The sequence below is a fragment of the Rhodanobacter sp. UC4438_H5 genome, from assembly GCF_052978405.1.
On sequence record NZ_CM129672.1, the window covers coordinates 319,843 to 332,861 of the forward strand.

Below are 13,019 nucleotides of genomic sequence, written 5' to 3' on the forward strand. Positions count from 1 at the left end.
GGCGGCCCTTTCTGTTTGAAGCGATACCAAAATTACTGGCGGCAAGACGTCGGCAGGTACTTGCTAGGGACGGTACCGCCCGTGCAATGCCACTCAATGCTGCCACTGTTGGTGACGGCGGAGAAGATCAGCGTCTTGGGGCCAGTGCTGATCGCGGAGTTGGCTTTGACACCACCGTAAGACACGGTAATTTTGCCCACCGCCGTCGCCACGTTCACCTGGCTAACGTACTGCCCCTTGATACTGGTTGCGCTGGCGAGACCGGCGGAACCATTGTTGGAGGGGAAATGGCCAGTGTTGCTGTAGAACTCGGCCATCGCCGTCTTGGCACCATCCGCGAGAACGGAGCCTTCCGACACCTGCGAGCGAACCAGGTAATCCTGGTAGGCCGGGATGGCGATGGCGGCGAGGATCGCGATGATCGCAACCACGATCATCAGTTCGATCAGGGTAAAGCCTTTCTGCATGCTCTTCATGGTGGTTCCTCTTTTGCGATTGGTTAGCTAACCGGTGATGCCCCCTGAGCCCCAGTCCTGGATCCCCCTAGGCAGGATCGGACCCCATCTCGTGGTCAGGAACGACCAGGAAGCTCGCGGCGAAGCGAAGCAGGTTGTGTGCCACTTGCGCCGCTGGTGTATTCCCGCATATCACGGGCATCGAGATTGTGCCTTTCGTCACGTATGGCCGCAAGCGTTGCTGAATCTCGGCTTGCAGGGATTCGTCCATCCTGTGTCATGTCGTCTCAGTGGTTGGCGTGATACGTCAAATTGTGACCAATTGGGTCAGTTCGTGGACGTCCATGGGCCGACAAGCACCTATGTACGGCAGGAAGTCGGAAGATACTTTCGGTCCACCGTGCTGGGCGCGCATGTCCACAAGATGCTGCCTGCTTGAGTGACGGGCGACAGCATCACGTACTTGGTGCTAGGCCGGATGGCATCGTTGGCCTTTGGGCCATTGAACAACACTTTGATGACACCGTTGGTGACATCCACGCTTGATACGTATTGGCCCTTGATCGATACGTTCCTTGCGAGGCCGGCGGATTCGTTGTTCGGTGGAAAACGCCCCGTGTTGGAAACGAAATCCCAATCAGCAGCCTTGGCGCCGCCCGCCAGAACGAACCCTTCGGAGACCTGTGCCCGGATCAGATAGTCCTGATACGCCGGGATGGCGATGGCGGCAAGAATGGCGATGATCGCCACGACGATCATCAGTTCGATCAAGGTGAAACCGGCGGACAGGCGCTGGCGTGACATTGGTGGATTCCCCCTGGAAGTCGCCAGTGGATCAAGCACGTTTTGTACCGAAGTCGAGGACGACGATGTGCTGCCGGTCACGGTTCCGTATCGACCCGCCGGCGCGGGTCGTTTGTACGTTTCCAGGCCAAGGCGTCGCGGTTTCGATCAACGCCTGCCTTGATCTATAAGGCGAGCGAAATCCTCGAAGTCACCGAGGTGGCAGGTGGCGATCGCGTGGACGATGGCCCAGTCGATGGCGTTGTAGCTGTGCACGGCGATGTTGCGGAAACCCACGGCCACGTCGCTTTTTTTGTAGGAGCGCACCTTGTGCGCGATGCCTTTCGCGACGTGACGGAGGGCATCGCGCACAGCGCACAGGGTGCGCTCCTACGGGTTATGGGCGGGCCTGCGCGGGCCTCGTTCACGCGCAAAGCTTGTCCGTGACGTATCGGTTGAGGCTGATGCCTTGTTCCGCTGCCTGCATGGCGAGCGCTTTGTGGCGCTCGGGCGGGATGCGAACCTGGAACTTGCCCGAATAGGACTTGGCGCTTATCGGCTCCGGCGGTGTTTCGCCATTGGCTTCCATGTCGCTGACGGTTTCATCCACCAGACGCACGATGCCCGCCAGCGCCTTCGCCTGGTTGCCGTGCAGCCATGACAGGCCCGGGAACTCGGCGCACAGGCCTACGTATTCGGCGTCTTCCGGGGACCAGATGACGCGGTAGGTGTAGTGACGAGCGTCCATCATTTGTCCTCCAGCTTCTTGATTGCTTGCAGCACTTGCCGTACCTGGTACGGCTTGGCCTTCCCGGCGTCACCTTTCTGGATGTTTACGCGGGGATCGCCATGCCAGGGCGTCTTGTATACGCGATGGCTTGTGCCTTCCTGCCTCGCTTTTCCGAAATGGTGGTCGCAAACCTTGCAGAGGTCGGTATAGGCCACGTTTTTCGGTGCCTGGCGCATCCGTTCGATCAGATCCGTGATCTTGTCCATGCGAGCAATATAGTATCAATAATGATACTGTTCAAGTAGGCCGGTCGTGTATGTCGTTGCCACGGTCATTCAGGAACACGCTCTCGTGAATGCTGTCGCTGCGTTGACCTCGCTCCCCTGCGCGCCGGACCTGCTGTTGCGAAGCTGCGCCTTGCCGTGGCTGTTTCACCGCACAGTTTCGCGGTATGGCGATGGCGGGCATTGCCACTCTGCGGTTTGCTTGCGTTGTGCGCGATGCTCTTCGCCAGCGCGCCGAAAGGCCCCGCGTGTAGAGCCTGTCCCGGACTCGACCCGGGGGCGGGCACCGCCCGCCGGCAGTTCCGGGATGCGACTGCATGTGGGAGGGGCGGTTTCAGCGGGCTATCCAGTTCTCGATGACGAGCCCGGGTACTCGTTCGAACTCTGCGGTGTTGTCGGTTACCAGCACCAAGCCCAGCGCACGGGCGTGCGCAGCAATGAACAGGTCATTCTGGCCGATCGGTTGCCCCAGTCGCGCCAGTTCCGCGCGGATGCTCCCGTAATGCTGGTCGACGGGTTCTTCCAGCGGCAGGATGTCAATTCCTTCCAGGACGGTTTCGACCTGCGTTGCCAGCCTGGCCGAGTGTTTTCGGCAAACGCCGAAGCGCAATTCGGCGGCGACAACGATGCTGGTGCAGAACACCTCTCGCGGCATCGCGGCCAATTGGCGGGAGACGTCACAGCCGGGCTGCCTGATTACGGCCGAGATGATGTTGGTGTCGAGCATGTAGCGCAGCGAGGGCATCTCAGAAGATGTCCTCGTCCGTGCTTGGCATGTCCTCGATAGGCGGGAAAGACTCATTGAGTGGCAGCAGTGTGGGCAGCAGCTCACGCAAATCGCGGCGTCGGGCGATGGGCTCGATCACCAGCCGTCCGCCTTCCTTGCGCAGAATCGCCTCATCACCCGGCAGCTCGAACTCGCGCGGGATGCGCAGAGCCTGATTGCGGCCATTTCGAAACAGGCGCACGTGACGTTGGCTTTCCATGGGGCACCCTCATTGTCGCTGACATATGCCAAGCATATGCCGTGCAACGGAGGGTGTAAAGCGCGATACCTCCATGGTCAGTCACAGGACTTCATACCATGCGCCGGGCGCTGCCCTGCGCGGCTGCACGAGGGCGTGCGCAACCAAGCCAGGGCTTGCCTGCCGCCCGCCTGCGACTTACCGTCAACGTTTCCGCCCGCCTGCAAGGACCCCCCATGAAACCCCTGATAGCTGCGTTGCTTCTCGCCCTGGCCGCGTCCCCTGCCCTGGCGGGCGATGTCGTCGACACCACCTTTGCCAAGGCCCAGGGTCCGCACGCCTTCAACGTGCGTGACCTGGTGATGATGGATCGGGTCAGCGACCCGCAGCTGTCGCCGGATGGGCGCCATGCGGCGTTCAGTGTGCGCAGCACGGATTACGCGGCGAACAAGGGCGTCACCGCGATCTACGTGCTGGACCTGGAGCGCAAGGGTGCGCAGCCGGTGAAGGTGGTGGACAAGGGCTCGTCGGCGCGCTGGTCGGCCGATGGCAAGAGCCTGTATTTCGTGGCGCCGGCGAAGGACGTGGCGCAACTGTGGCGCGTGGACCTGGGTGCGGACCTGTCCCACCCGGCGGCGCCGGTGCAGGTCAGCCATGCGCCGCTGGACATCGTCGATTACAAGCTGGGCCCCGACGGCAAGCAGGTGCTGCTCTCTTACGAGGTGTTCACCGATTGCGCCACACTGGCGTGCACCGAGCAGCGCATCGAGAAGCGCGCGCAGGACAAGGCCAGCGGCACCTTGTACAACAAGCTGTTCGTGCGGCACTGGGATACCTGGGCCGACGGCCGGCGCAACCAGTTGTACGTGGCAGCGTTCAACGCCGATGGCCAGCTGCCGGCGGAGCCGACGCTGCTGAGCCGCGGTATCGACGGCGACATTCCCAGCAAGCCGTTCGGCGATGCCAGCGAGTTCGCCTTCGCGCCGGATGGCAAGAGCGTGTATTTCGACGTGCGCATCGCCGGCACCACCGAGCCGTGGTCGACCAATTTCGACGTTTATCGCGTGCCGGTGGATGGCTCGGCCGCGCCCGTCAACCTCACCGCCGACAACAAGGCGTGGGATGCCTACCCGGTGCCCTCGCCGGACGGCAAGACGCTTTATTACCTGGCGATGAAAACGCCGGGCTTCGAAGCCGACCGCTTCGCCATCACGGCGATGGACCTGGCCACCGGCGCGAAGCACGAAGTCGATCCGCGCTGGGATCGTTCGCCCGGCGGCCTGGCCATTTCCGCCGACGGCAAGACCCTGTATGCCATTGCGGACGACGAAGGCCAGCGCCCGTTGTTCGCGATCGACCCGGCCAACGGCGAGGTGCGCAGCCTGTCCGGCGCCGGTGACGTGAACGCGTTTTCGCTGGCGGCGGGCAAGCTGCTGTTCGCGCGCGACGACCTGAAGCGCCCCGCTGATTTGTACCTGGCCAAGGCCGACGGGCGCGGCCCGAAGCAGGTTACCCATTTCAACGCCGAGGCTCTGAAGAACGCCAGGGTCGGCGACTTCGAGTTCTTCCAGTTCCCGGGCTGGAACGATGAAACCGTGCAGGGCTACGTGGTCAAGCCGGTCGACTACCAGAAGGGCAAGACCTATCCGGTGGCCTTCATCATTCACGGAGGCCCGCAGGGCGCGATGAGCAACGGCTGGAGCTACCGCTGGAACCCGCAGACCTATGCCGGCCAGGGCTTTGCGGTGGTCACCATCAACTTCCACGGTTCCACCGGCTACGGCCAGAAGTTCACCGACTCGATCTCCGGCGACTGGGGCGGCAAGCCGCTGGAGGATCTGAAACTGGGCTGGAAGGCCGCGCTGGACAAGTACAAGTTCCTCGACGGCGACCGCGCCTGCGCGCTCGGCGCCAGCTACGGCGGCTACATGGTGTACTGGATCGCCGGCGTGTGGAACCAGCCGTGGAAATGCCTGGTCGACCACGACGGCGTGTTCGACGCGCGCATGATGTATTACGCCACCGAGGAGCTGTGGTTCGAGGAGCGCGAGAACGGCGGCACGCAATACGACGTGCCGCAGAACTACGAGAAGTTCAACCCGATCGACCACGTCAAGGACTGGCGCGTGCCGATGCTGGTGGTGCATTCGGGCAAGGATTTCCGCATCCCGATCACCCAGGGCCTGGGCGCCTTCACCGCGCTGCAGCGCCGCGGCATCCCCAGCGAGTTCCTCACCTTCCCGGATGAAAACCACTGGGTGCTGAAGCCGCACAACAGCGTGCAGTGGCATGACACGGTGAACGCGTGGTTGAAGCAGTGGACGGCAAAGGACGCACCATCGGGCGCGTCGAAGTAGCGTCGTAGGGCGGGCACTGCCCGCCGACGGTTCCCCGGTACGCCGATGGGCGGGCACTGCCCGCCCCACGCTTCGCTTCGCTTTTGTAGTGCGCGATGCCTTCCATCACGTGACGAAGAGCATCGCGCACAGGGTGCGCTCCTACACAGGTTTGACAGGCTCGTTGGCACGGACGCACCGTCCGGCGCGGCGAAGTAAGCACCGTAGGGCGGGCAATGCCCGCCGGTGACGTCGCGGCACGCCGATGGCGGGCAGTGCCCGCCCTACGATCGAGCCGCATTTTTTGTAGGGGCGCACCGTGTGCGCGATGGTTACACGGGATGGGCAGGTTCGTCGGTGACGAGGCGTTGGAGCAGCTTGCGCACGGGGGCGGGCAGGCCGAGGGTGTCGAGGTCGCTGGTGCTGCACCAGCGCAGTTGCGCTTCGTCGGCAACACGCTGCCGCGCGGTTGCCTGGTCGAACAGCAGCGGCTCGATATTCAATCGGTAATGGCTGAACACGTGGGTGAATGGCGCGAGCGCCTGGGCGTCGTCGATGCGTGCGAGTTGCTGGGCGATGCGCCAGGCGCCATCGGCATCGGCGGCTTCGGGGAGGCTCCACATGCCTGACCACACACCTTGGGGACCACGCCGCTCCAGCAGGATGCGTTGCCGCGTGTCACGCAGCACCAGCATGACCGTGGCGCGGGTGGGGACGGATTTGCCCGCCTTGCGCGTGGGCAATTGCGCAGTGCGGCCTTCGCGGAAGGCAACGCAATCGCCAGCCAGCGGACAGGCATCGCAACGCGGGTTGCTGCGCACGCAGACGGTGGCGCCGAGATCCATGATGGCCTGGGTGTAATCGGCCACGCGGCGCACGGGTGTATGCGCCTCGGCATGCAACCACAGTTGCCTCTCGACCGCGCCGGTGCCGGGGTCGCCGTGGACGCCGTGGTAGCGCGTCAGCACCCGCTTGACGTTGCCGTCGAGGATGGGAAAGCGCAGCCCGTGCGCCTGCGCCAGGATCGCACCGGCCGTGGAGCGGCCGATGCCGGGCAGGGCGGCGAGGGCGGCGAAGTCGCGCGGCAGTTCGCTGTCGTGTTGCGCCACGCAGATCTGCGCGGCGCGATGCAGGAAGCGCGCGCGACGGTAGTAGCCGAGGCCCGACCACAGCGCGAGCACGGTGTCCTCGTCGGCGTTGGCCAGGTCGCGCAAGGTCGGCAGGGCGGCCACGAAGCGCTCGAAGTAGGCAAGCACGGTGGCGACCTGGGTCTGTTGCAGCATCACTTCGGACAGCCACACGCGGTAGGCGTCGCGCTGGCCCGGCGAAGTCTCCGACTGCCACGGCAGATCCTTGCGGCCGTGCCGGTCGAACCAGTGCAGCAGGCGTGCGGCCACGTCGGTATTCGCCATGGACCCTGATCTACTTCGCGGTCGCGGCGGCAGGCGTCGCGCTGCTGGACACGGTCGCCGGCACGTTGTCGCCGGCCCGCAGGGTCAGCCCTTCCACGCGCACGCCACCGGCGTCGATGCTGTCGAACTCGGCGTGTCCGCTGCCGGGCGGCACACCGAGTTGCGGTGCCTGCGGATCGCCCAGGCGACCCCACCAGCGCGCCAGTGCCAGCGGCGGCAAGCGCAGGTCGGCGTGGTTGCCGGGGCCGTCGAGTTTCAGCGCCAGCAGCAGCGGGTTGTCCTGGTTGGCGGGCGTGAGCGTCAGTGACAGGTCGTACTGGCCCGCGCCGGTGCGGTCGAGCTTGCCGGCCAGGCTGGCCGCGGCATCGGCTGCGCCGTGCCAGTGCGCGCGGCCGTTCAGCGCCAGCGTCACCGCATCTTCCTGCGCCAGGTGCAGGCTGATGTTGTCCAGTTGCAGGGCGTTGCCCTGGATGCGCGGCGTCGCCGACAGGTGCAGCTGCCACGGCTTGCCGGCGACGAAGGCGTTGATGCTGAGCGGAAACGGCTGCCCGGAAACGAGGCTGCCGGCCCTGATCGAGACGTTGTCCAGCAAGACTTCATTGCCGCGCACCACGCTGCCGTGGGTGATTTCCACGCCGGTGTCGATGCGCGGGATGTTGAGCGGCGCCTGCTGTGTCTGCGCCGGCAGCGCGGCCATCCATGCCTGCAGGGCATCGAGGTCGACGCGCGGCGAGTCGATCTCCAGTTGCGAGATCACGGCGGGCCCGCCGAACAGGGTGTGCCACGGCAGCACCAGCCGGCCGCGCGCGGCGAGCAGGATCGGTGCGCTGGCGCCTTGGGCGTTGAGCGTGATACCACGCAGGTCCAGCGCCGGCCGCGGGAACAGGCTGGGGCTGGCGGGGCTGGCCAGGTTCAACTCCAGCCCGGCGGCGCGCGCCTGGCTCTGCAGCATGGCGGTGAAGCGGTCGGGCTGCAGCAGCAGGTAGACGGCGGCCACCACGACGAGCGTGGCCGCCACGACCACACCGCCGAGCACCGTTGCGATCAGGCGCAGTCGGCGCGACACCGGATCAGCCCCGCCAGCCGGCGTCAGCCATGGTCTCGAACCTGGCCGAGGTTGGCGGGCAGCAGGCCGTCGACGAAGGCTTCGGCCTCGAACGCGCGCAGGTCGGTGGCGCTTTCGCCCAGGCCCACGAAACGGATCGGCAGGCCGAACTCGCGCGCCAGCGCAAACACCACGCCGCCCTTCGCGGTGCCGTCGAGCTTGGTCACCACCAGGCCGGTGACGCCCACGATCTGGCGGAACTGGCGCACCTGGTTGACCGCGTTCTGTCCGGTGGTGCCGTCGATCACCATCAGCACTTCATGCGGTGCGTCGGCGTCGAGTTTCTTCAGCACGCGGGCGATCTTGCCCAGTTCGTCCATCAGGCCACCCTGGGTGTGCAGCCGTCCGGCGGTGTCGGCGATCAGCACATCCATGTGGCGCGAACGCGCGGCCTGCAGGGCGTCGAAGATCACGCTGGCCGAATCGGCGTCCTGGCCCTGCGAGATCACCGGCACCGCGTTGCGCTCGCCCCAGGTCTTGAGCTGCTCGACCGCGGCGGCGCGGAAGGTGTCGCCGGCAGCCAGCATCACCGCGTGCTTTTCGTCGCGCCACCTGCGGGCCAGCTTGCCGATGGTGGTGGTCTTGCCGGCGCCGTTGATGCCGACGACCAGCACCACGAAGGGTTGTCTGTCGCGTACGTCCAGCGGCTGCTCGACCGGCTTGAGCAGCTCGATCAGCGCCTGGCGCAAGGCCGCCAGCAAGGCCGCGGCGTCGGCGAACTCGCGTTTGTGCATGCGCTTGCGCAGGCCATCGACCAGCGCGCTGCTGGCTTCGACGCCGACGTCGGCGGTGATCAGCACGGTTTCCAGCTCGTCGAGCAGGTCGTCGTCGAGCTTCGGGTTGCGCACGAACAGCGAACCGAGGCTGCGCGAAAACACGCTGCCGGACAGGCGTTCGCGCCAACTGCGCTTCGGCGGCGCTTGGGCGGGTTCTTCCGCCGGCGCCACGAAGCGCTCGGTGTCGCGGCGGATGTCCTCGGCCGAGGGCATTTCCGCCAGCGCCTCGCGCAGGCCCGATGCCACGGCTTCCGGCAGGCCCGCGTCGACCGCCGCATCCGGCGCGGCAGGCGGCACTTCCTTGCCGTGGGCATCCGTCTCGGCGGATTTTTTCTTCCAGAACTTGAGCATGGCCGGGGCGATTCAAAGACAATGGCCGGCATGCTAACACCCCGACCCGTACTCCCAGCTGAGGGCCCGCGCGCGTGAGTGGCGGGCGAAAACCGTCGCCTGGCCAGGTGCGCATCATCGGCGGCAACCTGCGCAATTCGCGCCTGCGGGTGCCGGAACTGCCCGGCTTGCGGCCGACCCCGGCGCGCGTGCGCGAGACCGTGTTCAATTGGCTGGCGCCGATGATCGCCGGTGCGCGCTGCCTGGACCTGTGCGCCGGCACCGGCGCGCTGGGCATCGAGGCGTATTCGCGCGGCGCAGCCAGCGTGCAGTTCGTGGAGCGCGACGCGCAGGCGGCGCAGGCGCTGCGCGCGAACCTGGCGCGGCTCAAGCTGACGTCCGCGGTGGTCACCACCGCGGAGGCGGCGACTTTCCTGCGCGGTCCGGCGCAGCCTTGCGATCTGGTCTTCCTCGACCCGCCGTTCGCGCTCGACCTGTGGGCACCGTTGGCCGCGCAGTTGGAAGCGGGCGGCTGGCTGGCGGCGCAGGCACTGATCTACGTCGAATCGCCCCGCGCCGGTGTCCCCGGGCTGCCGCCGAACTGGTCGTTGCATCGCGAGGGACAGGCCGGCGAGGTACGTTTTGCGCTCTATCGGCGTTCGCTTCCGTTAAGCTAAGGGTCACACCGTCGTCGGCGACTGCATGCCTTCCGTGAGAAAAAATCTGGGGAATCCCCGCCTGGCCATCTATCCGGGCACTTTCGACCCGATCACCAACGGCCATGCCGATCTGGTGACGCGCGCCGCGTCGCTGTTCGACCGGGTGATCGTGGCAGTGGCGGACAGTTCCACCAAGGGGCCGCACTTCAGCATCGGCGAGCGGGTGGCGCTGGCGCGGCTGGCGCTGGCCGACCTGCCCAACGTGGAGGTGCGCGGCTTCGATTGCCTGCTGGCGACCTTCATCGGGCAGGTGGGTGCCGGGGTGATCATCCGCGGGCTGCGGGCGGTGTCGGATTTCGAGTACGAATTCCAGCTGGCCAGCATGAATCGGCATCTGATCCCGCAGGCGGAGACCTTGTTCCTGACGCCGGCCGAAGAATACAGTTTCATCTCCTCGTCACTGGTGCGCGAAATCGGCCGCCTCGGCGGGGACATCTCCGGCTTCGTGCATCCGGCCGTGCAACAGGCGATGCGCCAGCGCTGGCAGAAGTCGCTTCATCCATCCAACCAGCAACCCGAAGCAGAAGGTGATGACCATGCGTAAATTCGTTCTCATTGCGGTTGTCGCGCTGAGCGCTTGCCTGGGCCTGAGTGCCTGCAACAAGCAGGGCGACGACCAGCAGGCCCAGGAACAGGTGCAGAAGGCGCCCAAGCCCACCGACGTCAATGACGCCAAGGGCTGGAATGCCTATCTCGGCCAGTTGGTGCAGGCCAACCTGCAGGGCATGAAGGCGCCGCAGCCGTATGCCTACATGGTCACCCCCGGCCTGACTGAGGACCAGCAGGCGCAGAACGCGCGGCAGTTGCAGGGCGTGCAGGACACCGTCGCCCGCGGCGTGCTGCCGGGCAACCTGCTTGCCTTCGGCGGCCCCAGTTCCGCGGCGACCTCCGAGTTCGTGATCGACGCGTTCAAGAACGCCAACCCCGGCTCGTTCAAGGACGTGATCGTGGTGTTCATCGGCGACAAGGCCGACGAGCAGAAAGTGACCGACGCGCTGAAGCCCACCGGGGCGACATTCCGTTTCGTCGAAATGTGATGAGGCGGGAGTGAGAAACGAGGAGTGAGAAATGAGAGAGAGCATGGCGAGGTCCTGCCTTCTCTCGTTTGGCACTCCTCTTCACTCACTCCTGGCTTGCCCTCATGTCGCTCAAGATCCTCGACTCCTGCGTCAATTGCGACGTTTGCGTACCGGCGTGCCCCAATCAGGCAATTTCGCTGGGCGAGGAGTACTACGTGATCGACCCGGCGCTGTGCACCGAGTGCGTGGGCCATCACGACGAGCCGCAGTGCGTGGAGGTGTGCCCGGTGGAGTGCATCATCGGCGACCCCGACCATGTCGAATCTCCGGCCCAGCTTGAGTTGAAGTATCGACACCTGATGAGCAAGGAGTCCGTGGCATGAGCATCTCCTTCGATTGGCGCGCGCTGGCGCTGGGTCTGTTGCTGAGCGGTACCGCCGGCCTTGCGCCGGCGGCTTCGGCGAAGCAGGCGCCGCCGGCCGCGCCCGCCGCGCAGCGGCCGGGCCATGCGGCGATCGCCAGCGCGAATTTCCTGGCCACGCGCGCCGGCCTGGAGGTGTTGCGCAAGGGCGGCAACGCGTTCGATGCGGCGGTGGCGGTGGCTTCCACGTTGTCGGTGGTGGAACCGGAGAGCTCGGGCATCGGCGGCGGTTTCATGGCCGTGCTGCACCGCGCCAGCGATGGCCGCAACCTGTTCATCGACGCCCGCGAGACGGCGCCGGCGGCGGTCGATCCGAAGGATTACCTGAAACCCGACGGCAGCCCCAACCGCGATACCGCATTGACCGGCCCGCTGTCCGCCGGCATCCCCGGCGAGCCGGCCGGGCTGGCGCTGCTCGCGAAGGATTACGGGCGGTTGTCGCTGCAGCAGTCGCTGGCGCCGGCGATCCGCATCGCGCGCGACGGCTTCGTTCCCGATCCGCGCCTGCATGGCGCGATCGTCTCCGAGCAGAAATCGCTCGCGCGCTGGCCCGCCTCGGCCGCGAAGTACCTGGTGAACGGGCAGCCGCCGGCCGAGGGCGCCACCTGGCGCGATCCGGACCAGGCCCGCACGCTGGAGGCGCTCGCGCGCCATGGCCACGATGGTTTCTATCGCGGCGAGACCGCGCGCAAGCTGGTCGACGCGGTGCGTGCGGCCGGCGGCAACTGGACGCTGGCCGACCTGGCCGCGTACCAGGCGAAAGAGCGCACGCCGATCAGCGTCGACTACCGCGGCTACCAGGTCATCACTGCGCCGCCGCCGTCTTCCGGCGGCGTGGCGATCGCCGAGATCCTCAACATCCTGTCCGGCTACGACCTGACGAAGATGGATGCCGCCACGCGCGTGCATTACGTCGTCGAGGCGATGCGGCGGGCGTTCCGCGACCACAACGATTACCTGGGCGACCCGGATTTCGTGAAGATGCCGCTGGACATGCTGCTGTCGCCGTACTACGCCGACGGCCTGCGCCAGAGCATCCTGCCCGACCGCGCGACGCCCTCCTCGATGCTGCCGCGCGCCGAGCCGGCCGATGCGGGCATGCACACCACGCATTTCTCCATCATCGACGCCGACGGCAACATGGCCGCGGTGACGCTCACCGTCAACACCACGTTGGGCTCGAAGTTCGTCGCCGCCGGCACCGGCGTGCTGCTCAACAACGAGATGGACGACTTCGCTCTGGTGCCGAACAAGCCGAACGTCTACGGTCTGCTCGGGAGCAAGGCAAATGCGCCGGTGGGCGGCAAGCGCATGTTGTCGTCGATGTCGCCCAGCATCGTGATCGGGCCGGAGCGCACCATGGTGATCGGCTCGCCCGGCGGCTCCACCATCATCACCCAGGTGCTCGAAGGCATCTTGCATTTCATCGACGGGCAGGGCGCGCAGCAGATCGTGGCGCACAAGCGCTTCCATCATCAGTACCTGCCCGACGTGGTCATGACCGAGCCGCAGGCATTCGATGCGGGCACCGAGGCGGCCTTGACGAAAATGGGCTACGTCCTGAAACAGCGCGAGCCGTGGGGGTTCATGAACGTGGTCACCTGGGATCGCAAGACCAACCAGCTCGACGCTGCCAGCGACCCGCGCCGACCGTCGGGCCTGGGCCAAGTGCAGTAGGCGCCGG

General features: G+C 66.0%; 16 protein-coding genes. 6 read left to right on the top strand and 10 right to left on the bottom strand.

All coding sequences use genetic code 11. The features are described from left to right. Window positions 1-32: 32 nt before the first annotated feature. The 7 genes from ACVCL9_RS01425 to ACVCL9_RS01455 all read right to left on the bottom strand — a co-directional run bounded on the left by ACVCL9_RS01425 (window position 33) and on the right by ACVCL9_RS01455 (window position 3,238). Window positions 33-476, bottom strand: a complete 444-nt coding sequence (locus ACVCL9_RS01425; RefSeq protein WP_447099376.1) for a pilin — start codon at window positions 474-476, stop codon at window positions 33-35. 339 nt (window positions 477-815) lie between these two features. Then, window positions 816-1,259, bottom strand: a complete 444-nt coding sequence (locus tag ACVCL9_RS01430) for a pilin (RefSeq protein ID WP_447099375.1) — start codon at window positions 1,257-1,259, stop codon at window positions 816-818. A 147-nt stretch (window positions 1,260-1,406) separates the two neighbouring features. Then, the gene (locus ACVCL9_RS01435; protein ID WP_447099374.1) at window positions 1,407-1,610 is read right to left on the bottom strand and encodes a HepT-like ribonuclease domain-containing protein; all 204 of its coding nucleotides are present in this window, start codon (window positions 1,608-1,610) and stop codon (window positions 1,407-1,409) included. A gap of 52 nt (window positions 1,611-1,662) precedes the next feature. Beyond that, window positions 1,663-1,989, bottom strand: a complete 327-nt coding sequence (locus tag ACVCL9_RS01440; RefSeq protein ID WP_447099373.1) for a type II toxin-antitoxin system HicB family antitoxin — start codon at window positions 1,987-1,989, stop codon at window positions 1,663-1,665. Then, window positions 1,986-2,234 carry a hypothetical protein gene (locus ACVCL9_RS01445; protein WP_447099372.1) on the bottom strand — a complete coding sequence of 83 codons (249 nt, stop codon included), beginning with the start codon at window positions 2,232-2,234 and terminating at the stop codon, window positions 1,986-1,988. The genes ACVCL9_RS01440 and ACVCL9_RS01445 overlap by 4 nt, the downstream gene beginning before the upstream one ends. 352 nt (window positions 2,235-2,586) lie before the next feature. Further along, on the bottom strand, window positions 2,587-2,997 hold the full coding sequence (locus ACVCL9_RS01450) for a PIN domain-containing protein (protein WP_447099371.1): 411 nt from the start codon (window positions 2,995-2,997) through the stop codon (window positions 2,587-2,589). A gap of 1 nt (window position 2,998) precedes the next feature. Continuing rightward, window positions 2,999-3,238, bottom strand: coding sequence for an antitoxin (locus ACVCL9_RS01455; RefSeq protein ID WP_447099370.1), 240 nt, complete (start codon window positions 3,236-3,238; stop codon window positions 2,999-3,001). 215 nt (window positions 3,239-3,453) lie between these two features. On the opposite strand from ACVCL9_RS01455, the gene ACVCL9_RS01460 reads away from it, so the two are divergent. Beyond that, window positions 3,454-5,574 carry a prolyl oligopeptidase family serine peptidase gene (locus tag ACVCL9_RS01460; protein ID WP_447099369.1) on the top strand — a complete coding sequence of 707 codons (2,121 nt, stop codon included), beginning with the start codon at window positions 3,454-3,456 and terminating at the stop codon, window positions 5,572-5,574. Window positions 5,575-5,885: 311 nt separating this feature from the next. Here the strand turns inward: ACVCL9_RS01460 and mutY are convergent, their stop codons facing one another. From mutY to ftsY, 3 genes are read right to left on the bottom strand one after another with little or no spacing between them, the layout of a single operon-like run. Then, on the bottom strand, window positions 5,886-6,965 hold the full coding sequence (gene mutY, locus ACVCL9_RS01465) for an A/G-specific adenine glycosylase (RefSeq protein WP_447099368.1): 1,080 nt from the start codon (window positions 6,963-6,965) through the stop codon (window positions 5,886-5,888). A 10-nt stretch (window positions 6,966-6,975) separates the two neighbouring features. Continuing rightward, window positions 6,976-8,031, bottom strand: a complete 1,056-nt coding sequence (locus ACVCL9_RS01470) for an AsmA family protein (RefSeq protein ID WP_447099367.1) — start codon at window positions 8,029-8,031, stop codon at window positions 6,976-6,978. A 23-nt stretch (window positions 8,032-8,054) separates the two neighbouring features. Next, complete coding sequence (gene ftsY, locus ACVCL9_RS01475; protein ID WP_447099366.1) at window positions 8,055-9,197, bottom strand: signal recognition particle-docking protein FtsY; 1,143 nt, start codon at window positions 9,195-9,197, stop codon at window positions 8,055-8,057. A 107-nt stretch (window positions 9,198-9,304) separates the two neighbouring features. Here ftsY and rsmD point away from each other — a divergent pair, with 107 nt between their 5' ends. The 5 genes from rsmD (at window position 9,305) to ggt (ending at window position 13,012) form a co-directional block, all read left to right on the top strand. Next, a complete protein-coding gene (gene rsmD / locus ACVCL9_RS01480) occupies window positions 9,305-9,853 on the top strand; it encodes a 16S rRNA (guanine(966)-N(2))-methyltransferase RsmD (protein WP_447099543.1) in 549 nt (182 codons plus the stop codon). Between the two features lie 25 nt (window positions 9,854-9,878). Beyond that, the gene (coaD, locus tag ACVCL9_RS01485) at window positions 9,879-10,439 is read left to right on the top strand and encodes a pantetheine-phosphate adenylyltransferase (protein WP_395117152.1); all 561 of its coding nucleotides are present in this window, start codon (window positions 9,879-9,881) and stop codon (window positions 10,437-10,439) included. Beyond that, on the top strand, window positions 10,432-10,932 hold the full coding sequence (locus tag ACVCL9_RS01490) for a hypothetical protein (RefSeq protein ID WP_395117154.1): 501 nt from the start codon (window positions 10,432-10,434) through the stop codon (window positions 10,930-10,932). The genes coaD and ACVCL9_RS01490 overlap by 8 nt, the downstream gene beginning before the upstream one ends. 104 nt (window positions 10,933-11,036) lie before the next feature. Then, on the top strand, window positions 11,037-11,297 hold the full coding sequence (locus ACVCL9_RS01495) for a YfhL family 4Fe-4S dicluster ferredoxin (RefSeq protein ID WP_395117156.1): 261 nt from the start codon (window positions 11,037-11,039) through the stop codon (window positions 11,295-11,297). Beyond that, the gene (ggt, locus tag ACVCL9_RS01500) at window positions 11,294-13,012 is read left to right on the top strand and encodes a gamma-glutamyltransferase (protein ID WP_447099364.1); all 1,719 of its coding nucleotides are present in this window, start codon (window positions 11,294-11,296) and stop codon (window positions 13,010-13,012) included. The genes ACVCL9_RS01495 and ggt overlap by 4 nt, the downstream gene beginning before the upstream one ends. Window positions 13,013-13,019: the final 7 nt, after the last annotated feature.

What these genes read in the sequence shown, in the direction of transcription:
- ACVCL9_RS01460 (WP_447099369.1), top strand. Translation starts at nt 3,454, where the DNA reads ATGAAACCCCTGATAGCTGCGTTGCTTCTCGCCCTGGCCGCGTCCCCT.
- mutY (WP_447099368.1), bottom strand. Translation starts at nt 6,965, where the DNA reads ATGGCGAATACCGACGTGGCCGCACGCCTGCTGCACTGGTTCGACCGG.
- ACVCL9_RS01455 (WP_447099370.1), bottom strand. Translation starts at nt 3,238, where the DNA reads ATGGAAAGCCAACGTCACGTGCGCCTGTTTCGAAATGGCCGCAATCAG.
- ACVCL9_RS01490 (WP_395117154.1), top strand. Translation starts at nt 10,432, where the DNA reads ATGCGTAAATTCGTTCTCATTGCGGTTGTCGCGCTGAGCGCTTGCCTG.
- ACVCL9_RS01450 (WP_447099371.1), bottom strand. Translation starts at nt 2,997, where the DNA reads ATGCCCTCGCTGCGCTACATGCTCGACACCAACATCATCTCGGCCGTA.
- ACVCL9_RS01425 (WP_447099376.1), bottom strand. Translation starts at nt 476, where the DNA reads ATGAAGAGCATGCAGAAAGGCTTTACCCTGATCGAACTGATGATCGTG.
- ftsY (WP_447099366.1), bottom strand. Translation starts at nt 9,197, where the DNA reads ATGCTCAAGTTCTGGAAGAAAAAATCCGCCGAGACGGATGCCCACGGC.
- ACVCL9_RS01445 (WP_447099372.1), bottom strand. Translation starts at nt 2,234, where the DNA reads ATGGACAAGATCACGGATCTGATCGAACGGATGCGCCAGGCACCGAAA.
- ACVCL9_RS01430 (WP_447099375.1), bottom strand. Translation starts at nt 1,259, where the DNA reads ATGTCACGCCAGCGCCTGTCCGCCGGTTTCACCTTGATCGAACTGATG.
- coaD (WP_395117152.1), top strand. Translation starts at nt 9,879, where the DNA reads ATGCCTTCCGTGAGAAAAAATCTGGGGAATCCCCGCCTGGCCATCTAT.
- ACVCL9_RS01495 (WP_395117156.1), top strand. Translation starts at nt 11,037, where the DNA reads ATGTCGCTCAAGATCCTCGACTCCTGCGTCAATTGCGACGTTTGCGTA.
- ggt (WP_447099364.1), top strand. Translation starts at nt 11,294, where the DNA reads ATGAGCATCTCCTTCGATTGGCGCGCGCTGGCGCTGGGTCTGTTGCTG.
- ACVCL9_RS01440 (WP_447099373.1), bottom strand. Translation starts at nt 1,989, where the DNA reads ATGATGGACGCTCGTCACTACACCTACCGCGTCATCTGGTCCCCGGAA.